The 20207-nt window shown below is 64.2% G+C and carries 17 protein-coding genes and 2 pseudogenes; 3 read left to right on the top strand and 16 right to left on the bottom strand.

Annotated elements, in window-relative coordinates:
- Window positions 1–249: 249 nt before the first annotated feature.
- From RMET_RS06320 to RMET_RS06310, 3 genes are all read right to left on the bottom strand, one after another.
- A complete protein-coding gene (locus RMET_RS06320; protein ID WP_011516026.1) occupies window positions 250–1107 on the bottom strand; it encodes a replication initiator protein A in 858 nt (285 codons plus the stop codon).
- Between the two features lie 26 nt (window positions 1108–1133).
- On the bottom strand, window positions 1134–1415 hold the full coding sequence (locus RMET_RS06315; protein ID WP_003107109.1) for a helix-turn-helix transcriptional regulator: 282 nt from the start codon (window positions 1413–1415) through the stop codon (window positions 1134–1136).
- Window positions 1416–1498: 83 nt separating this feature from the next.
- Window positions 1499–2260: a DUF2285 domain-containing protein gene (locus RMET_RS06310; RefSeq protein WP_021161697.1), complete on the bottom strand. Its 762-nt coding sequence runs from the start codon at window positions 2258–2260 to the stop codon at window positions 1499–1501.
- A gap of 126 nt (window positions 2261–2386) precedes the next feature.
- Here RMET_RS06310 and RMET_RS06305 point away from each other — a divergent pair, with 126 nt between their 5' ends.
- On the top strand, window positions 2387–3388 hold the full coding sequence (locus RMET_RS06305) for an IS481-like element ISRme14 family transposase (protein ID WP_011516023.1): 1002 nt from the start codon (window positions 2387–2389) through the stop codon (window positions 3386–3388).
- Window positions 3389–3614: 226 nt separating this feature from the next.
- On the opposite strand, the gene RMET_RS06300 is transcribed toward RMET_RS06305, so the two are convergent.
- Window positions 3615–3965 carry a DUF2958 domain-containing protein gene (locus tag RMET_RS06300; RefSeq protein WP_021161698.1) on the bottom strand — a complete coding sequence of 117 codons (351 nt, stop codon included), beginning with the start codon at window positions 3963–3965 and terminating at the stop codon, window positions 3615–3617.
- A gap of 243 nt (window positions 3966–4208) precedes the next feature.
- Here RMET_RS06300 and RMET_RS06295 point away from each other — a divergent pair, with 243 nt between their 5' ends.
- Window positions 4209–4514, top strand: a complete 306-nt coding sequence (locus RMET_RS06295; RefSeq protein WP_011516021.1) for a helix-turn-helix domain-containing protein — start codon at window positions 4209–4211, stop codon at window positions 4512–4514.
- Window positions 4515–4578: 64 nt separating this feature from the next.
- Here RMET_RS06295 and RMET_RS06290 read toward each other — a convergent pair whose 3' ends face one another.
- The gene (locus RMET_RS06290; RefSeq protein ID WP_041240055.1) at window positions 4579–4893 is read right to left on the bottom strand and encodes a DUF736 domain-containing protein; all 315 of its coding nucleotides are present in this window, start codon (window positions 4891–4893) and stop codon (window positions 4579–4581) included.
- Between the two features lie 827 nt (window positions 4894–5720).
- Between RMET_RS06290 and RMET_RS06285 the strand changes: the two genes are divergently transcribed.
- Window positions 5721–6239: a GNAT family N-acetyltransferase gene (locus RMET_RS06285; RefSeq protein WP_011516018.1), complete on the top strand. Its 519-nt coding sequence runs from the start codon at window positions 5721–5723 to the stop codon at window positions 6237–6239.
- A gap of 207 nt (window positions 6240–6446) precedes the next feature.
- Here RMET_RS06285 and RMET_RS06280 read toward each other — a convergent pair whose 3' ends face one another.
- The 11 genes and pseudogenes from RMET_RS06280 to RMET_RS06235 form a co-directional block, all read right to left on the bottom strand.
- Window positions 6447–8498, bottom strand: a complete 2052-nt coding sequence (locus RMET_RS06280) for a ParB/RepB/Spo0J family partition protein (RefSeq protein ID WP_011516017.1) — start codon at window positions 8496–8498, stop codon at window positions 6447–6449.
- A gap of 78 nt (window positions 8499–8576) precedes the next feature.
- A complete protein-coding gene (locus RMET_RS06275) occupies window positions 8577–9401 on the bottom strand; it encodes a DUF932 domain-containing protein (protein ID WP_041240053.1) in 825 nt (274 codons plus the stop codon).
- A gap of 708 nt (window positions 9402–10109) precedes the next feature.
- Complete coding sequence (locus RMET_RS06270) at window positions 10110–10502, bottom strand: hypothetical protein (protein WP_011516015.1); 393 nt, start codon at window positions 10500–10502, stop codon at window positions 10110–10112.
- Window positions 10503–10780: 278 nt separating this feature from the next.
- Window positions 10781–10942, bottom strand: a pseudogene (locus RMET_RS32045) (JAB domain-containing protein); the annotation flags it as partial.
- A 186-nt stretch (window positions 10943–11128) separates the two neighbouring features.
- Window positions 11129–12139: a tyrosine-type recombinase/integrase gene (locus RMET_RS06265; RefSeq protein ID WP_011516014.1), complete on the bottom strand. Its 1011-nt coding sequence runs from the start codon at window positions 12137–12139 to the stop codon at window positions 11129–11131.
- On the bottom strand, window positions 12136–13128 hold the full coding sequence (locus tag RMET_RS06260; RefSeq protein ID WP_011516013.1) for a tyrosine-type recombinase/integrase: 993 nt from the start codon (window positions 13126–13128) through the stop codon (window positions 12136–12138). Before RMET_RS06260 ends, RMET_RS06265 begins: the two co-directional genes overlap by 4 nt.
- Complete coding sequence (locus RMET_RS06255; RefSeq protein WP_011516012.1) at window positions 13125–14384, bottom strand: tyrosine-type recombinase/integrase; 1260 nt, start codon at window positions 14382–14384, stop codon at window positions 13125–13127. The genes RMET_RS06260 and RMET_RS06255 overlap by 4 nt, the downstream gene beginning before the upstream one ends.
- 154 nt (window positions 14385–14538) lie before the next feature.
- Window positions 14539–14898: pseudogene (locus RMET_RS06250) on the bottom strand (JAB domain-containing protein); the annotation flags it as partial.
- 351 nt (window positions 14899–15249) lie between these two features.
- On the bottom strand, window positions 15250–16326 hold the full coding sequence (locus tag RMET_RS06245) for a PDDEXK nuclease domain-containing protein (RefSeq protein ID WP_011516011.1): 1077 nt from the start codon (window positions 16324–16326) through the stop codon (window positions 15250–15252).
- The gene (locus tag RMET_RS06240; protein WP_011516010.1) at window positions 16323–17522 is read right to left on the bottom strand and encodes a tyrosine-type recombinase/integrase; all 1200 of its coding nucleotides are present in this window, start codon (window positions 17520–17522) and stop codon (window positions 16323–16325) included. Before RMET_RS06240 ends, RMET_RS06245 begins: the two co-directional genes overlap by 4 nt.
- A 434-nt stretch (window positions 17523–17956) precedes the next feature.
- The gene (locus RMET_RS06235) at window positions 17957–20086 is read right to left on the bottom strand and encodes an ATP-dependent DNA helicase (protein ID WP_224446137.1); all 2130 of its coding nucleotides are present in this window, start codon (window positions 20084–20086) and stop codon (window positions 17957–17959) included.
- Window positions 20087–20207: the final 121 nt, after the last annotated feature.

Genomic DNA, 20207 nt, shown 5'->3' with positions numbered 1-20207 from the left:
CGGCCCTCCGTGTTGGAAAGCCGGGCTTTGGCTGCTGCGCTTGTGGCCGCGTGGTGGTTGTCCACCGCAACGGCGTTTCTCTACTAAAAGTTAGAGAAATTAAGTTAGGGAAGTTAGAGGGCGAACAAACCCAGTGCTGGCGCGGGTTTTCGGCCGATCGGCACGCCTGATAGCACGATAGTCCCACGCCTGATAGCACGATACCCCGCACGCCTGATAGCACGACACCATCCACAGGCTTTCCCGGAGTTATCCCCATGCCGTCTGCGGCACGGGCCGGAAGGTCAGCAGCTCCATGCCGTTGTCCGGCATCCGCTCGATGCCCAGGACGTAGCCGGGCAGCGATTGCCGCGCGACCAGCGCGCGCAGGTCGCAGGCGAAGTCGTAGGGCTTGGCGGTGCTGCCGGATTTCTGGTGCAGGTAGCGAAAGTCGAACTGCCAGCCGTATGCCTGCTTGCCGCCGTGCTTGCGCACCAGGCGGTACAGCCACCGCTCGATTCCTCCAGTGAGCCGGAAGTACGCCGGGTCGATGGTCAGCACCAGGGCGGCGTCGAGCACGCCCGCATAGAACCAGTCCGGCAGGATCAGCTCGATGCCCAGCGGCGTGCCGCTGGCATCGGCCAGTTCCTTCCATTCGTTGATCCACGAGAAGCGATGCAAGCGCCTTCCAGTGGTTTCTCGGATGGACGTGGCCACCGTGGTCGATTGCAGCCGGTCGAGCGCGGCCTTGAGGCGCTGGTAGTCGCGCAGCGACTTGCCGCGTCCAATGAAGCGCAGGATCTCGTAGGGCGTGGCGCGCATCAGCCGCGACGGGCGCAGGCCCGCGTCCTTCGCCTCCACGATCTGCGAAGCTGCCCATATCAGCACGTCCGCATCCCAAATCGTGGCGATGCCGTGCTCCTGCGTGCCCTCCACGCGGATAGTCACGTTGCCCGCGCGGAAGTCGATGGGCTTGACCCGCTTGGACTTGGCGAGCGAGAAGAACGGATAGGCCATCAAATCCTGGCTGTCGCGCGGTGCCATGTCGCCGGGCAAGGCGCGGAACAGGTCGAGCTGTTCGCGCTCCTGCAACGGCCGCTGCCGCATGGGCAGCGCGGTGCTGGACATGGCGATGGCCTGCCGCGCGCCGCCGATCAGCGCGCACGGCTGTCGGCCGAGTGGTGCTCGGCATATTCGGGATCGGAAGTCGTCTCGAAGCTGCGGTCGGCGGCCCAGGCATCGAGGTCGGCCACGGCGTACATGACACGCCGGCCGAACTTGCGAAAGCGCGGGCCACCGCCGATCACACGCTGCTTTTCCAGCGTGCGCGGCGACAGGCGCAGGTACTCGGCGGCTTCGTCGTTGGTGAGATAACGCTGCGGCTGCGCGGCAGCAGTCGAGACAGTGGCGGCAGGCCGCAAGGGAGCGGGACGCATGATGTGAACCTCCATCGGTTGAAAACGCCCGGCCACACAGCGCGACCGGATGGAGGCAGTCTCAGAAAACCAAGCTGTCCTGCTCAGGGCCGTTTTGCGTCGTCCTCAAAACGACCCTTCTCAAGCGGCGGAAGCTGTGCTAGGCGGCGATAGCCGCCGCGCATCAGCGCGTCGCCGCGCCGTACCAGGCGGCGCACCTTGGAGCGCAGGCCGCCGTCGCTGTACCAATCGGCCACGGCGTCGGCACCGAACAACCCTTCGCCCACATCGCGCAAGGACGCGCCCGCAAGAATCGCGTCGAGCGCCTGCAAGGTGTGCAGCTCCAGCAGCGCGGCGGATGTGGGCCGGGGTTTGACGACAGCGAGGCCCACGCTGGACGGCTGGTTGCGCGCAGCCGCGACAGCGCTGCCGCGGTGGGCATAGGCGACAGCCATGCCGTCTTCCAGGCCGGGCGCGAGCGCGAAGCGCAGGCAATGGCCTGGGCTGCGTGCGATCAGCGCCAGCCCTTTGCCGTCGTGGAGCAGGTGCTTGTGGCCAGGGATACGCCAGAACGCGAAGGCGGTGGCGTCCTCCGGCGGATCGGCGTCGGGGTAGAGCTGCACCACGGCCGCATGACCAGGCAGCCAAGCGGGATGCGCGTCACGCGCATCCAAGGCCGGGTCTTCCAGCAGGCGCAAGCCCCAGCGATGCGCTGCTTCAGGCCGGCGATGACGGCGCAGCCAGTCGAGCCGGTAGTCGGGATGCCTGCGCAGATATTCCCAAGCGAGCGAGAGCGCATCCAGCCACAAAACATAGAGGTATGCCGCAGTTGGATACCAATGCGCGAAGTGATGAAGATTGACCATGACGCCTCCTCCTGCGAACAGGACTCGCCGCCACGGAAGAACTACGTGTCGTGTCCCTGATGATTGGTTAATTGGTTCACGCCGTGGTTTACTCTTGGCCCGAGAGGTCATGCTGGAGCTGAAACGATGCATCTGAGGCTGCACAAGAACGCCACCACGACACCCAGGATCCGCGCCGAGATCCAGGTCAGCAAGGAGCCCATGAGGGTTCTGGCCCAGCGCTTTGGCGTGAGTGTCTCCACCATCGCTCGCTGGAAGAAGCGTGCATCGGTTCATGACGCCTCCCATACCCCTCATCGACTGCAAACCACGCTGACGCCGGCCCAGGAGTCCATCGTGCTCGTCTTGCGTAAAAGCCTGGGCCTTTCGCTGGATGACCTGCTGGCAGTCGTACGCGAGTTCATCCATCCGACCGTCTCACGCGCTGCCTTGCACCGCATGCTCAAACGCCATGGAGTGTCGGCGCGCGAGGCATTGAGCGTGGATCGCCCCAGGACCAAGCCGTTCAAGGCCTACGAGCCCGGCTTCGTCCACATCGATGTGAAGTACCTGCCGCAGATGGCGGACGAAACCACGCGGCGTTACCTGTTTGTGGCCATTGATCGCGCCACCCGCTGGGTGTTCGTGCGTGTCTATGCCAGCAAGAGCGCTACCAACGCCCGGCGCTTCCTGAAGGAATTGCACAAGGCCGCTGCCTTCCGTATCCGAACGATCCTGACCGACAACGGCAAGGAATTCACGGATCGCTTCATCACACGGGGAGAGCGTACGCCGACCGGCAGGCATCAGTTCGATCAGCTCTGCGAGGAGCTAGGCATTGAGCATCGCCTGACCCGCCCAAAACACCCGCAGACCAACGGCATGGTTGAACGCTTCAACGGGCGCATCGCCGACATCCTGCGCACCCATCACTTCCATTCCGGCGAAGAACTTGAGGCCACCATCCTGCGGTATGTCTGGCTGTACAATCACCAACTGCCACAGAAAGCCTTGGGGCATGTCAGCCCCATCCAGGCCATGAAACAATGGCAGCGATCACACCCCGAACTGTTCAACAGACGTGTTACCAATCAGCCGGGACACGACAACTACGCGCTACATCGCCCTCGTCGGAACGTCATGGGTTAGAAAGGTGGATGGGGCTGTCAAGACTGATTGGCTCCGATGCGTTGCGGTATTCGTCTCAATGCTGCGGCGGCAGCGCCCGAAAGGGGGCACTGCACAAGTCAGCCTGCCGCAGCCCGCGCCAGGCATCCTGTCTATTTGGGTCAGACTGGTGGGGCTACGCCGCAAGAATGTGGATTGAGACTTACCCGGTATGACACCAGACTGAAAAAGTCACAGTAGGACGTATTCAGTCCGGGATCGCTCCGTCGCGCTCGGCCAGCCGGGTGTATTCCGACAACGTGCGTGTGGGACGGAAGTAGAGGTCGCGCATCACGGGCTGCTGGTGCGGCCCGACGATGCCGGCCAGATCGGACAGCTTGACGGTGCCCTGGGCCGGCATCCCGATCCCCAAGTCGATGAGGCCCCAGGCGGTGTCGCCATCGGCTGGGTCGAGCGCAGCCAGCAGCCAGGTCACGTGCGCGTCCGGCGTGAACAGCCGCACCACGGGCACCGGGTCGATGGCTCGGCCAGCGGCACGGGCCTCGCCGTTGGCGAGCAGTTGCGCGCGCTCCGGGGCGGTGGCGAGTGGCAGGGGCATGGTCGGCAATCCCACAAATCCAATGATGCACGAATGCGGTTGCACGCCAAAGCGCAGAGCCGCGAAACCGGATTTGCGCCTTGGTGCGCAAGCACCGATGCGCTTGCGTGGCTTTGCCGGAATCCGCCGATGCAGATTTCCGTAAAGACACAAACACTGATAACAACGCCAAATGAACACTATAGATTGTAGTCCTATAGGGCGCAATGGGATGTCATCTTGGTTTTTCAAGGGAAACCATAGGTGGCGGCTGGGAACTCATTGGCGAAGGCGTTGAAGACAGTTAGAAAGGCGCGTGGCTTGAGTCAGGAAGCCTTCTCTGACGTGTCCAGTCGCACCTATATGAGCACCCTCGAACGCGACCTCAAAAGCCCGACCCTGCATAAGCTGGCCGAGCTGTGCGAGGTGATGGACATCCACCCGCTCACGCTGCTGACGCTGGCCTATGCGGGCGACAGCCCGCACAAGGCCGACGAGCTGCTGGTGCAGGTGCGCCGGGAGCTGGAGGCGGTGTTGAAGGAACGCGACGCGGCGAAGCCGCGCGCGTGACGTGGTGATGTGCTGCGAACAAGCAGCACAGCGCCCCGCCGCGATGGGCGGGGCGCTGCGGCGGTCACGCCGCCTGGGGCTTGGTGCGCGACCAGATCAGGTCGTGCGTGCCGTCCTCGCCTTCGATCAGGCGGGCATAGATCGGAGCCGGGAACGAAGGATCGTCGAGGGTCACGGACTTGTATTCCCGCCCGGCCTCGCTGGTCTTGTTCCACGCCGCGCCGATGTCGTGGCCTGCGGCCTGGAGACGGAAGTCGGGGGCGTTCTCGCTGCTGCCCTTGTCGTTGGGAAGCAGCTTGACCTTGACGTTGAGCGTCAGGGTGCGAAGCGTGCCGGTGAAGCCGTCTTTGTCTGCGGTGAAGGTGCCGATGTTGGCCATGATGTTTGCTCCTTTCGGTTGAACAAGGTTCGCGCCCATCGCGTCCTTGTTGTGATCCGGCCGGCGGGGGACGGGCTGGCTGCACCGCTTGCGGTCGAAACGCAGTGGAGAGCCGGGAGGCGAAAAGAATTTGCTGCGCGAGGAAGCCGCCGAACGCAGTGACGAAGGCGGGGAAATTGTTTTCGCCGGACGGTTGCAGCCATGAAGCCCGAGGCGCAGCCGCGCCACCGCCAGGATTCACAACGAGACAAGGACGCCTTGGGCCGGACCGCTCCGAAAGGAGATGGGGCCGGCTCGGCATCCCCGCACGAAGGCTTCTCCGGCTCGCCCACTGACGCGGGCCAGGTCAACCACCCGACGACAGGCGAGAACGCCCCCGCCGCACCTTGCGGCGCCGCTCTTGAGGCGTGGCGTGGAAGCTCCATAGCGATGCCGGGCGGGTTGTCCGTGAACCGTCCTTCGTGACGTGATGGGCAGGAACCGCCAGCGTTGAGGACGGCACGCACCTGCACAACCTGCCGCAGCGAGCGCCAGCGTGTTCGCCAGCGCCCCGCCCATCGCGGCGGGGCGCTGGCCGGGCCGATCCGGCGCAGCCGGTTCGGCGTCATCGAGGGGCGCCAAGCATCGCGCGGCGGGGATAGCCCGCAGGACTTTCCCCTGGAGGCAAGCGAAGCACGCAGCGCCGCAGGCGCGAAGGCGTGAGGGATTGAAGCCGAATGGCCGTGACGGCAAAGGCGGCACGGGGCGCAGCCCGAAAGCCCGGCGGCGCAGTGCGCCGACACGCCCAGGCCGTTCTATATTTTCAGGAAGCAATCGAAGACAAGCCCATGACCCTCCAGCTCCGACACGAAACCCCGGACGACATTGCCGCCATCGAGGCCGTGACCATCGCCGCGTTCGCTGATGCACCACACACCAGCCACACCGAGCAATTCATCGTGCGCGCCTTGCGTGCCGCCAACGAACTGACGCTTTCCATCGTGGCCGAAGAACATGGGCGCGTCGTCGGTCACGTCGCGCTGTCGCCAGTAACAATCACCCATGAGCACGGGCGAAAGACCGAGGGCTGGTATAGGTTGGGGCCGATCTCCGTCCTGCCGCCAAGGCAGGGGCAAGGCATCGGTTCGCGCCTGATGGAACAGGCGCTGTCTGAACTGCGGGCTATGCAGGCCGCAGGCTGCGTGCTGCTGGGCGATCCAACGTACTACACGCGCTTTGGCTTCCAGGCCCATGCGGGCTTGCAACTGCCGGGCGTGCCGCCCGGCTATTTCATGGCGCTGGCCCTGCATGGGACAGTGCCGGAAGGCATCGCGCACTACAGCGATGCCTTCAACGCCGCCGCCTGAGCCAGCGCGAAGGCGGCGGCGTTCTGATTCGGCTATTGGCCTTGAACACCGGGCGCGGCCACTGTCGCACCCGGATTTCGCGTCCACCGCGCCCAGGGCGGAACGGCCTGGGCGCGGTGCTGATCGCGGTTATTCCTTCGTCTCGATGCGCCACCACACAAAGCGAAGCGCCCCGGTCGAGGCCGGGGCGCTTGCCTTCGGCGCGGGTCAAGCGGCCAGTGCCTCGGTGGGTTCATCCGCCATTGCCTCGGTATCCTCCGAGGCGTCCTGCTCCGGGCCTTCTTCCTGCGCGGTCTCCTGCGGGCCTTCGGCCTTGAAGATGGCGGGCATCCAGCCGGTGCCATCGGCCAGCCGCTCGGCCTCGCTGGCAATGTCGGCCTTCTTGAGCTTCGCCAGCCGGGTGATGGATTCCGGTGCAAACGCGCTCACGGCATCCAGAAGCACAGCCTTGGAAACGTGCTTGAAGTAGCCTTCTGCGGTCGGCTTCCACCATGCGGCCATGTCGAGGCCCACGGCCTGCGCCAGTTCCTTGCCGGGCTGGTGCGGCGTGGCACGGGGCGTCACCACGTCCACCGTGGAAGCCACGCACACGGCCAGCAGCCGCACCAGTTCGTCTTGCGACTTCGCCAGCAGCGCGGCAAACAGTTCGGCGCTGTCCTCCGGCAAGGCTTCCCCGGCTACCTGTTGCAGTTCGCGCAGCGCCACGGCGGCGGGCGATTCTGGCCAGTCCGGGGCCATGCCTTCCAGCCGGTCTTGCAGTTTCAGGCTCACGCCCAGCGGCAAATCGTGCCCGTAGTGGTTTTCCTGCAAGACGGTCTGCACCATGCCATGCACCAGCGCGGCCAGCGCGACGTGCGGATGCCGGGCGACTTCGATTTGCAGCGCCGCCGTGCGGTGGGCGCTCAACCGCTGCGCCAGCCGGTCGGACAGGCTCGCGGCCTTGGGCGCGTCGTCGGCGTCCTCGTGCTCGTCGTTAGCGGCTTCGCCTTCGGTACTGCCGAAACCGCGCCGCAGCTTTTCCAGCGTGCGCAGCGCCTTCGCCTCGGCTTCGCGCAGCAGGCCGCGATGAATGACGGGCTCGCCGTTGCGGTCGATGGTGACGATGGCACCGGCCACCTCGCGCACCTCGGGGGCATAGCCTTGTAAGGCGTCCTCCGCGTCTTCCAGTTCCCCGATCACCTGATCGCGCCGCTGTTCCAGTTTCTCGGCCTTGGCCTCGTCCTCGGCGTCGCAAGCGTCCTCCAGTTCGGCGTCGATCTTTTCGAGGCGGGTTTCCAGCGAGGCCATGCGGCGGGCCTCGCGGGTGGTCGGCTCGCGGCGATGGCGCGGGGCGTTCTGGAAAGCCTGCCGTTCCTCGTAGGCCAGATGCGGCACGGCCTCCACCCATGCCCAGCCCTCGGCGCGCACGTCCTCGGCCAGCGTTTCCAGCTTGTCGCGCACCAGCGTTTCCAGCACTGCGGTATCGGTGAGGTAGGTTCCGGCATCGCCTTCTGCGAACAGGTCGCGGCGGATGCCGCCGCCTGCCTGCCGATAGGTGTCCAGCCCGACGAAGCGCACCAGCGCGTGCGTGGCGTCGATTTCACGCTCGGTCAGGCGCTCGCGCAGCGCGGACGGGCTGCGCTGCCATTCCGGCGCACCGTAGAACGCGGCCTCCTGCGCGGCATGGTCGTCGGTGATGGTCAAGGCCATCAACTGTTCCAGCGTCACGCCACCGGCGCGATAGTCGGCCATGAGGCGCGGCGAGACGTTCGCCAGCTTCAAGCGGCGCTGCACCACCAGCGGGGACACGCCGAAGTCGGCGGCAATGTCCTCGATGGGGCGTCCTTCCTTGACCAGCGCGGCGAAGGCCGCGAACTGGTCGGCGGGGTGCATGTTCTCGCGCTGCACGTTCTCCGCGAGGCTGACGGTGCGGGCCGAAGCATCGGCCACCAGCAGGCACGGCACTTCGTAGTCGGCGGGGATGCGCTTCTTCTTCGCCAGCAGCTTCAAGGCGGTCAGGCGGCGGTCGCCTGCGACGACTTCGTATTGCTCCCCATCGGCGGACAGGATGACGATCAGGTTTTGCAGCAGGCCGATGCGGGCAATGCTCGCGGCCAGTTCGGGGATGGACTGGCGCGGGGTCGTGCGGACGTTGCGCTTGGAGCGGCGCGGCAGCAACTGCGAGAGGGGAACCAAGATCAGGTTCTTGGTCGGGTCGGCCACTTCCAGCGGTGCGGCGGCTTCGATGGCGACGGCTTCGGTTTTGAGTACGGCGTTCATGGTGATTTCTCCTAGCGGTTGGGATGCAGCAGCGAGATAAGCGGCAAGGGCTGCTGCCTGCCCCTGCCGCGTGGGGATTCAGGCTTTCAACTGGCGCAGGCCATCGGCCAGCAGCCACAGGGCGCGATTCAGGCGCACGCTTTGGTCGATGCCCTGCACGGGCCGGGTGGTCTGGCGGCGGCCATTCGCGGCGCGGGCGGACAGGCCGCCTTTGGTCAAGTTCTCCTGCGTGCGGTTGAACACGCTCCACAGGTCGCGGCGGTCGTCGTCATGGCGGCGCGGCATCAGGATTTGCGATTCCGTGATGGGCGCTGGCTTGTCCTCGTCGTACTTCAACGCCAGCGCAGCGCGGGCGAACACTTCCGATTCCCCGGCGTCGAGCGTGATGGCGCGCATGGCATCGCGCGATTCCTGCACCCGGTCGAAGCCGTGCAGGACTTCGTAAGCGCCTTCGATGACGTGCCCGGCTACGTCGCCCTTGTGCGGCACGCGCACGTCGGCCACGGTGTCGCCGCAGACAAGGCCATTGCTGCAAACGAAGCGGAACATCCCGGCCAGCATCTGATAGCTGCTGGTGCCGTCATGGGAGTTCAGCAGGATGATTTCGTTGGCCTCGCGGCCGTTGATCTGGCTGGCGTGGCGCAGCCGGATCATGTGCTTGGTGTAGTCGCGGCGGTCGTCGTGGCGCACGCGGGTTTGCGTCACCATGAAAGGCTCGAAACCTTCTCCGCGCAGTTCTTGCAGGACGGTCGCGGTGGGGATGTAGCTGTATCGCTCGGAACGGCTTTCGTGCGGGGCGTCGGCGAAGATGGACGGGGCCACCCTGCGGATTTGGTCATCGGACAGTGGGTAATCGCTGCGCAGTGCCGGGGAGCGGGAAGCGAAACGGGATGCGAGTTGCATGGTCTTTCTCCTGACAAAAAGAGGTTTGCTGTTCACACCGCACACCGGATTCCTAGATTCGGAAGCCCAGCCTTTTGGCTGTTCGGTGCGGTCGGCACGAGGAACCCGGTTGGCCCTGTTGCCACCGTCTTTCCTGAGTTCATCGCCCGCGACGGTCAGGAGCGCGCGGACGGGGGCCGTCAAGGAGTCAAGCGCAGGGTTGGTGCGGCCCGCAGGCGCAGCCGAGGACACGGCCCTGCGCGCCTTGACGGCCCCCGGCCGCGGGCTACAGTCGCGGTGAAGGTGATGAAGTCAGGGGAGACGGCTGGACATGGCAACGGCCCCTCAACACGCCGACCGCACGGCAAGCGAAGCGCGCAGGCCCGGATCTAGGAATCCGGGCCGGAGGCGTCAGCCGAGCGGAGCGAGGGAACGATGGAAGCCCGCAGGGGCGAGACGCCGCAGGCGGCTCGATGCACAAGCTCATGCGCCAGTCATTGGGAAACAGGTTCGACAGCGATTGCCGTGGTCTGGCCGATCCGGCGCAGCCGGTTCGGCGGTCTTTGAGGGGCGCCAAGCATCGCGCGGCGGGGATAGCCCGCAGGGCTTTCCCCTGGAGGCAAGCGAAGCGCGCAGCGCACCAGGCGCGAAGGTATCGGCAACGGGCGCAGCAGAAAAAAAGGTGCGCCGCCCCCGCAGGGACGACGCACCGAAGGCTGTACGGCGCGATCAGTTCGCCGCCGGCGCCGTCATCGACTGCAACTGGTCGATCACGCCGGGCTCAACGAACACGCAAGCCTGCTCGGCCGCGATCGGCACGTTGAACACCTGAGCGAACAACGTGCGCCGCAGATGAGCCAGCCGGCCCGTCCGGTACGCCTGCTCGGGCTTCATGCGCCCGCCGGCCTGCGAGCCGCTGCGCTGCGGATCGCATTCGACCAGTGCGACAAAGCCATCGTCGGACAGCTTCTGATGCTCGGGGCACAGGCCCCAGCCGGTTGCCGTATGGCGCTCCATGCTCGCGCGCAGGCGCTTGTCCAACAGGATGGCGCCGGTATCGAACGCTGTGCCGCAGACCAAGCAAACGTGCTGTTCGAGGGAAACGTGTGATTTGTCGTGCATGACTGTTCTCCGGTTGCACGGGCGGAATTGCCCGGAACCGTCGCCAGCACGGCGCAGCGCAGCAGTCAGGGGTCGAAGACGGCCACGGGCCGCAAGCGTGCTGGCACGCGCCGCCCTTGACGGCGAGCACGCCGTGATACGGTGAAGGGACACAGCAAGACCGCCCCCAACCCGACACCACCACACCTGTTTTTGGCAAGTGCGTAGCACGCGCAGGCCCGCGAGGGCCGGAGTTGCGCCGCCGGGCGCAGCAAAAAGGGGGCCGAAGCCCCCAAAGGTCAAAGCAGGCCGCGTTCGGCGAATGACGTGGTACGGCTTCCAGCGATAATGATGTGATCCAGCGTGCGAACGTCCACCAGCGCCAGCGCCTGCCGAAGCTGCGAGGTCATCGCCTTGTCGGCCGCGCTCGGCTCGGGGCTTCCGCTCGGATGGTTGTGCGAATTATGTGCCCTGTTTTCTTATGTGGCCGGGCATTAGAAACATGGCATACCGCAATGGTCTCCAAGCACTGGCTGGGCACATAATGGAAGCCCGACTGGGTACGCATATTCTCGCCCGTTCGATAGAGAGATGATTGTTTTTGGACACTGGGCAGCGTGCCTTGGCCGCCCAGCATCGTGGTCGCGTCAGAGGGACGACAGCCAGGCCATCATCGCAGCATCGTCTTTCCAGGCGGGTTTGCGTGGAACACCTGCGACGATCGGATCGCACAACTTCAGGGCTTCGGCCTTCATGCGAATGGTGATTTCCGCATAGCGATTGGTCGTCTCCAGATTGACATGTCCCAGCCAGCCTCGGATGACATTGACCTCCACGCCCGACTCAAGTAGATGAACCGCTGTGGTGTGTCGAAATACGTGAGGCGTTACCTTGGCTGCGGAAGCTGTGTGCCCCGATGCTTCCCAGAGCGTGGCATAGTGGCGGATGCGCTTGTAAATACCGAACCGGGTCATCGGCGCCTGCGAAGCTCCAACGAATACCGGCGATTCGGGAGGCAAGTTCGTTCCGCGCTCATCCAGCATCGCCTGCAGCGCCTTGGCCGTCTGGTTCCAGAGTGGGCACGTGCGCCACTTCGACCCCTTGCCCAATAGCCTGACGCGCGCAGGTGAGCGCAGGTCGAGTTGTTCGACCTTCAGATGCGCGACCTCTGAAACACGCGCGCCGGTGTTGTAGAGCAGCATAAGCAGCGCCCGATCCCGTGATGAGAGGCGATGCTGAGCAGGAATGCAGGCGAACATGGCTTGAACCTCGTCACGTCCAAGGAACGTCATCTCCGGCCGTGGGCAACGCTTCATCGGGATGGCAGCGACCTTGGCACTGGTAGGCAACATCTCTGGAACGGTCCGGCCCACGTATTCGTAGAACACATGAAGTGCCGCCAAGCGCTGGTTGCGGGTACTGATGGCGTTGCCTCGATCGGCCTCCATGCTGTGCAGAAACGCCTGCACGGCGGGATAATCAAGGTGCTCCAATACCAGTTCGCTGACGCCGAGCCGGTGTGTGCCCGCCACAAAGATCAGGAACAGGCGCAGGCTATCCCGATAGCTGCGGATTGAGCTCGATTGCAGCCCCTTGTGCCGAGGCAAATACTCCAGAAAGTAGCGGTGAATGATCGACGGAAGGTTGAAGTCCTTCATGATGAACCTCCCGCAGCCAACAATGGTGCAAATGACTCGAAACGCTCATTGGCGGCATCGAGCAGCTCGTTGGTGATCGTCAGATACACCGCCGTGCTCTTGGGATTGACGTGTCCCAGGAACGTGGACAGGTGATGCAAGCGGTCACTGGGAATGATTCCTTGGCGGTACCAGCCCAGCAACGTTCGCACCGCGAAAGAATGCCGCAAACCATGGACGTGCGGGCCAAAGCAGCCAGGCGGCACCGTGAGGTGTAGCTGTGGCAGCAGATCGTCCCTGAAGGTGTTGCGGATGCTATTGGTGCTGATCGGTGTGCGGCCGTTCCATGAAAACAGATGGTGGGCGCCTGTGCAGATACGGCCCTGCCGCTCGCGTTCAAGCCGATACTCGCGTAGCCTGGCTGCTAGCTTGGGGCCAAAGGGCACCAGCCGGTCCTTGCCGAACTTGGTGTTGGATATCTCCAGGACCTCGCGCTCCAGGTCCACGTCGCCCCACTGCAAACCGGCCACCTCGCCCACTCGTAGCCCAAGGCTGGCGAGCAGTGCAAAAATCATCTCGTAGGTGATGCCGCGCTGTGGTGCACGGGAGTTATCCGGCAAAGCCCTGGCCAGGGCCAGCAGTCGCCTGATCACTTCGGGTGAGAACAGGAAGGGAATCCGCCGGGCTCTCTGCGGCTTGGCCTTTGCAACCAATGGCGATGCGGGCAGCATCTGCTGACCGACGATCCAGTCAAACAATCTCCGGACATCTCCGAGCAGATTGTTATAACTACGAGGATTGGTTCGGTGACGCGAGTCCAGAAACGCCTGCAAGCATGCGCCGTCGATGACGTCTATCTTGTCAATGCCGCGCTCAGCGAGGAACCGATCAAGGAGTCTCAGTTGGCGGCCTTCGCATGCGAACTTGCAACCCATGGCGCGCTTGGCCCGAAGGTATTGTTCGATATGTGTGGCCAGCGCGCTGTGATAACCATTCCAGTGGGCAGTCATAGCACGTCCTCCCCTTGGAAGAGGACGATCTGACGCAGCTTGTGTACCGCCACCTTGCCATAGACAAGCGTGGAAGACGGATGGCTATGGCCTACGTAGTCACCAATGACCTTGAAGGGCATGTCGGCTTCCACGAGGTGCTGCACGCAGGCATGGCGCAGTGTGTGAGAGCCCGCCCGTGTCACTTGGATGCCGATGTCTCGCATGCGTATCCCAACCATGGCCGAAACGGTCCAGTGGCGCATGGGAATGTAGGGAGACCTGGCGGTGAGAAAGACTTGGCGGTGAGGAACATCACTGCGCCGAGCTTGCAGGTAGGAAATCACAGCATCGCCCACTGTGGCCGACAAGGGATAGCGCGTCGAATGGCCTCCCTTGCGCATTGGGATGCTGATCTGGGCATGTGTCCAGTCGAAATCGTCCAGGCACAGCGCAGCGATCTCCCTGGCGCGCAACCCATAACTGGCCAATAGCGTCAGAATGGCGTAGTCGCGCTTGCCCAAGATGGACCTGCGGTCGATGCTGGTCAGCAGCCGCTCAACATCCTGCCATCCAATTGCGCGTGGAATGGATGCTTGGCGGTAGATACGGCCGCGCGGCACACTACGTACGAGATCCGTAGCCACGATGCCTTCTCGATGCAGATAACGCAGGAAGATGCGCAGGGCGCCGGCGGTGTCTCGCATGCCGGCCTTGTGCAGTGTCTTGGCGCGTTCTTCGAGAAAGCGGCTGATGTGGGCAGGTTCCAATCCCGACAAAGCAATGCCGCCCCTGTTCAGATAGGCTTCAAAAGGACGAAGCGTATAGAGGTAGCGCTGCTGCGACTCCTGACGAAGCCCCTTCTCATCGTTCAAGAAAGGCAAGAAACCAGGAACCGTATTGGCAAACGGCATCGCTGGCCGGTTGTTCGGGCGTGTGTAATCCGGCAAGGCCAGGCAAAGCATCCGCTCCACCGGAACACGGCTCTGTGCGGTGACAGCGGCTCGGTCCTGGTTGTTCTTGCACCAGCCTGCGTGACCGGCGTGCCAATACTCGACAAAGGCATCAACATGGTCGGGAAGTGCTTCTAGCTTCGTGACACCCCTGGCAATGACAAAATCATTGAAGTGCCCAAGTGCGCGGATATGCTGGCGTACCGTGGCATTGCTGGTATGCAGTTCGTCCAACGACTGCACGTAGCGTTCAATCTGTGGCCCCAGCCACTGGGCTCTGACGCGGTCGATCGCCTTAAGCGACCGGAAGTGATGTTCCAACATGACAATCACCCTTCTGGAAAAGTAGAGGAAATGTCATGTTGCGCGCCACCCGCCATTATGTGGCCAGGCCGTGCTCAGAAGTGCTTGAAATATGCCCCTATCGGTACGACCGGGCACATAAGAAAACAGGGCACATAACGCCCATTATGTGGCGCGGAACATAATGGGCGACGATGACCGCCGCTGCATTGAGCCGCAGCGCCTGCTTCACCACCTCGCGCGGATGCACCTCGGCGGCGTCGATCGTGCCGTGGAACATCTCCACGTAGTCGATCAACCGATGGCGCGTGTCGAGGAACAACACCGCGAAGACTTCGTGCTCGAAGCCGGCCAGCTTGGCGCGCAGGTAGTCCTTCACCGCCTCCGGCGAAGTGAACGCCTCGCCGCGCTGCATCTTCTGTTCGATGACCTGGCGCGCGGCCTCCAGAATCTGGTCGGCGTCCGCCGGCCGATAGCGCCCACGGCCATCGCGCACCATCAGCGGAGTATCGAGAGAGAGGGAAAGTTGCGACATGATCGTGCTCCGGTTGCTCGGGCGGAATTGCCCGGAACCGGCGCCAGCACGGCGCAGCGCAAGCAGTCAGGGGTCGCAGACGGCCGCCAGGTCGCAAGCGCGCATGGCGCGCGCCGCCCTTGACGGCGAGAACGCCGTGATACGGTGAAGGGAACAGCAAGACCGCCCACACCCGCCCACTGCACACAGTCGGCTTTTGGCAAGCGGAGCGCGCAGGCCCGGATCAGCGAGCCGGGCCGGAGGCGTCAGTGATGGAAGCCCGCATGGGGAGAGACTCGCGCAGCGAGGCTCGATGCGCAGCACGACAGCGCGACGGCGGCACGCCGGGACGCCCGACTTCTTCGGACAGGACTACTGGTTGTCGGTCTTGCGCTGCTCGATCTGCAACTGCGCCCGTTGCGTTGCCTGTTGCAGCCGCTCCACCAGCACACCCCTCGGCGGCAAGGCAGTCAGATACTCGGCGACGTGGATGCCCGACTTGTCCAGCTCCAGCAATTCGATCTGCTCGCGCTTTTTGCCGGTGCAAAGGATGATCCCCAGCGGCGAGGCCTCCTCCGGCTCCCGTTCGTGCTTGTCCAGCCAGCGAAGGTAAAGCTCCATCTGTCCCTTGAAAGCCGCCTTGAACTCGTCGACCTTCAACTCCACTGCCACCAGCCGCCGCAGCTTGCGGTTGTAAAACAGCAGGTCGAGGTGAAAATCCTCGCCGTCAATTTGGATGCGCTTCTGCCGGGCCACGAAGCTGAAACCCGCGCCCAGCTCCAACAAGAACGACTCCATTTCGCGGATGATCGCCGCCTCCAAGTCGCCTTCCTGCCAAGTGTCCCGCAGCCCCAGGAAGTCGAGGATGTACGGGTCGCGCATGACTAGGGCGGGCGACATGCGCTGCGCATCGCGCATCTTCGCCAACTCCTGTGCGATCGTCTCGCCCGGCTTTTGGGACAGCGCCGTGCGTTCGTACAGCATCGAGTCGATGCGCTCACGCAGCGTCCGCACGCTCCAGCGTTCGGCGCTCGCCATCTGCGCGTAATAGTCCCGCTGGAGCGGGTCTTTCAGCGGGATCAGGGCGATGAAGTGCGTCCAGCTCAATTCTCGTATCAGTGATACGAGAATCTGCTCGTCGGGAAAGGTGGCTGCGAACTGCACCATGCGGCGCAGGTTCTGCTCGGCAAAGCTGTTGCCGTACTCCTTCACCAACTGCGCCGCCAGGGTAGGCAGGACTTCCTTGCCATAAGCGCCCCGGCGCCCGTCCAAGACCTGCGTGCGGATGCGCTGGCCGATGCGCCAGTAGAGCATCGTCAGCTCGCTATTCACCGTCGAGGCGGCGCGCTTGCGCGCCGCCTCGATCAGTGCCCGAATGTCGCCCAGCAGCGCCGAAGGCGCTGCGGACGACGCTGCGGACGACGCTGCGGATGACCGGCGCGTGTTCATGCTGCCGCCTCCGCAAGCTGGCGCGCGCCCGTGATGGCCTGGCGCCGGCTGGCCACCAGCTCGGCCGCATCGCGCACCGGCTTGTCCTCGGTGTGGACGTAGTGCATGAACATCGCCACAGTCTTGTGGCCCGTTAACTTCATGCCCACTTTGGTCGGCACGCCGGAATTGGCTATGTCGGTGGTCGAGCGATGGCGGATGCCGTGCGTGCCGACGTGCGGGACGCCGGCGGCCTTGAGCACCCGGCACCAGCCGCCATAGTGCTCGCCAAAGGTCAGGTGCTTGGTCGAGTCGTTGGGCGATGGCAGGACATAGGGGCAGCCCTCCCGGCGCGGCGCCGTCGAAAGCAGCCGATAGGCTTCCTCGCTCATGGGCTTGGAAATGCCGCCGACCTTGCTGTCGGGCCACACCACGCGCCGGTTCTCGAAGTCCAGCCAGCTCCATTCGAGCGGGCAGATTTCGGAGCGCCGGGCGGCAAACTCGAATTGCAGCCGGATCGCCAGCGGGATGACGTAGTTCTCCAGCCCTTCCGCCTCCAGCTTCTCCAGATGACGGAAGATCCGCACCATTTCCTCGTCCACGATGAGCCGGGTTTCCTTGCCCGGCGGGTACATCGGGACGTGGCGGCACGGATTCGTGCCGTCCGGGCGGTAGCCCCACACTTCGGCCAGGTTGAACATCTTGCGCAGCACGCCGAAGGTCTTGTTCGCCTCGGTCGGCTTGTAGGCCAGCTTCTCCATCAGCCCGGCAATGTCGGGCCGCTTCACGTCATGCACCTTCTTGCGGCCCAGCAGCGGGATGATGTTGCGGTCGATGACGCCCTGATAGCCGTCCTGCGTGCTGGGCTTGTTGCGCTTCTTGGAGTAGTCCTCCATGAACTTCTTGCACAACTCGGCCATCGTGGGCGCCTTGCGCGCCTCGGCCTTGGCGCCGCCGGGGTCGCCGCCCCGGCGAACCTCGGCCAGCCAGTCCTGTGCCTTGACTCGTGCCTGTTCGACGGTCAGCTCCCCGTATAGCCCCAGCGAGGGCTTGCGGGGCTGGCCGGAGTTCGTGCGGTACTGGAGCATGAACACCCGGCGGCCCGTCGGGGTAATCTTGCACAGGAAGCCGGGCACCACGGTATCCCGCAGTTCAACATCCTTGGCCTGGGGCTGGGCCGCCTCCACGGCGGTCTTGGTGAGCTTGATCTTTGCCATGATGACTCCTTGGAACGACCCGGATTCCAAGAGCCAGATAGGAGCGGCACGAGGGAAAACCGGGTCAAGTTTCAGAAAGCACCGGCATATGATGGACGCGCGTAAGCTATTGATAAACCTGCTGTATCGAGCTACGGCGCAGTCCAGCGAACTACCGGGCTGGAGTCATCGTGAAACAAAAAAACCGCACGCGATCCGTGCGGTTTTTTTTGGCCTGACGCCAGACGTTGGGCTCATGAACACGCCCCCTTCTCGGCACGATAACCATCGTACGTGCCGTAGGCCTCGTCATGGCGACCAAGCCGCTTGGATGCGCTGGCTGCGGTCACTCGGAATCTCGTAGCCGCTGCCGATCGAGTAAGTCTGGTGCGGGAAGACCATCCCCGGCGGGCAGATGCTACGAACTCGTGGTTGCCTGGTACAAACTGGGACAGCTACTCCGAATCCGTGTCGGACTCGGACGCCGGTGCCTCACCTCGCCCCAACCCTTCCAGGAACCGAATGACGGTGTCGGCTTCTCGCGTGCGCGTGAACGGCGGAAGACTCTGCCAGATCTGCCGGCCATACGGCTTTTCCACGAGCCGGGTATCGCAAATCGCCAGCACGCCGCGATCGGTCTCAGACCGGATCAGTCGGCCAGCACCCTGCTTCAGCGTGATCACCGCATGCGGAAGCTGGTGAACCGCGAACGGGCTGAGCCCCTTCTTCTGCAGTACTTCCATGCGCGCTGCCAGCACTGGATCATCGGGCGGTGCGAACGGCAGCTTGTCGATGATGACCAGCGACAGCGCCTCGCCACGGACATCAACGCCTTCCCAGAAACTCTGGCTGCCCACCAGCACGGCATTGCCAAGCTCGCGGAAGCGGTCGAGCAATTCGGTACGGCTCGCCTGGCCCTGCACGAGCAGCGGCAGGTTGATACCACGCTCAGCGAACAGGTCATAGAGCATGTCCGACGCCTTCTGCACCGCCCGCAACGTGGTGCAAAGCAGGAACGTGCGACCACCTGCCGCCTCGATCAACGGCAGCGCCCGCTCCACCACCGCCTCGGTAAATTGAGGCGATTGCGGCGGTGGCATATCCCGGGGCACATACAGCAGCCCCTGTTTCGCATAGTCAAACGGGCTCGGCAGTGTCAACGACCGATCGCGATCCAGCCCAAGCTGCGCGGCGTAATGGGTGAAGTTGCCCTTCACGGACAGCGTGGCAGAGGTGAAGACCCACGCGCGTGGTTGGCCTGCGCGTTGCCGGCTGAAGATTGGCGCGATCGACAACGGCGTCCGATGCAACTGCACCGTGTGCGAGAACACTTCCACCCAGCGTACGGTTTCGGGGCCAAGCTGGGCAGGTTGGACAGACTGGGAAGTCTGGTCGCCTTCCGCATCGTCGGCCGGCTCGGCCGCAGGCACCGGGGATGCGGCAATCCGGTCGTCGCGCCATGCCGCCAGCCGCTGGGCGAGTTCGAGCGCGCGGCGATGGCACTGTTCAAGCTCCTCGGCACGCTCGGCCTGCGATTCCAGTGCCTCGACAAAGTCGGACAGCGCCGTGTCGAGCGCGTCGAGCGTTTCGTGAAACGGCTCGCGAATGCGCGGGTCGGCGTCGATCTGCCCCAGCGCAAGGCGGGCGTTCTCCCTGCCGAAAGCCAGGCGCAGATCGCGGGCAGCCCGTTCGAGCGGTGCCCCAAGCGCGACCCAGTCCACCGCATCGCGCGCGTGCGACAGCCCTTCGGCCACGGTATCACGGGCCAGCTCGAGCAGTTGGCTCGTCGACAACGTTTCGCCGAAGAACAACGTCGCCGTCTCGGGCAACTGGTGCGCTTCGTCGAAGATCACTGTGTTGGCGGCGGGCAGCAATTCGGCCATGCCGGTATCGCGCAGCACAACGTCGGCAAAGAACAAGTGATGGTTGACGACCACAAGGTCGGCCTGCTGCGCCTCCTTGCGGGCGCGCATCACGAAGCATTCCTTGTAGTTCGGACATTCGCTGCCCAGGCAGTTGTCCCGTGTGGACGTCACGAGCTGCCACACTGGCGCGTTCTCGGGTACTTCGGCCAGCTCGGCCTTGTCCCCGGACGTCGTGGTCTTGGCGAATCGGCTGATCTCGCGCAACCAGGCCGCATCCTGCTTCGACGCCAGCCGGCCGTTGGCCTGTGCCCGCTCCAGGTGATAGTGGCAAACGTAGTTGGCCCGCCCCTTGAGCAGGGAGACGGAGATCGGCACGTTCAGCGCATGGCGTACCGTCGGAATGTCGCGGAGGTAAAGCTGGTCCTGCAGGTTCTTGGTACCGGTCGAAAGGATGACCTTCCCGCCCCAGAGCATGGCCGGCACCAGATAGGCGTACGTCTTGCCCGTACCCGTGCCAGCCTCGACGATCACCGTGTCGTTGTCGGCGATCGCATTGGCCACGGCCTCGGACATCTTCTCCTGCGCCGCGCGCGGCCGGTAGCCGGGGATCGCACTGGCCAGCGTGCCGGTTTCGGCAAAGATCGTAGCGAGTTGCGAAGACCTTAGCGCGGCCTGGTCGGCTGCCGCCGCGGCAACGGCGTTCGCGAGCGACTCCGGCATGTCGGCGGCTCCGGCCACATTGGGGCCGTCGGATAAGGATGTGTCTTCGATCGGTTCGGACAAGTTGGAACTTCCTGAGGCGTGGCGCGATTGGTCGCGCACGCTTTTGTCATGGCGCCGG

This window comes from Cupriavidus metallidurans CH34, assembly GCF_000196015.1.
In the GTDB taxonomy this organism is placed as follows: domain Bacteria; phylum Pseudomonadota; class Gammaproteobacteria; order Burkholderiales; family Burkholderiaceae; genus Cupriavidus; species Cupriavidus metallidurans.
Note: the sequence above shows the minus strand (reverse complement) of the source record. Positions and strands in the feature narration are given on the sequence as shown.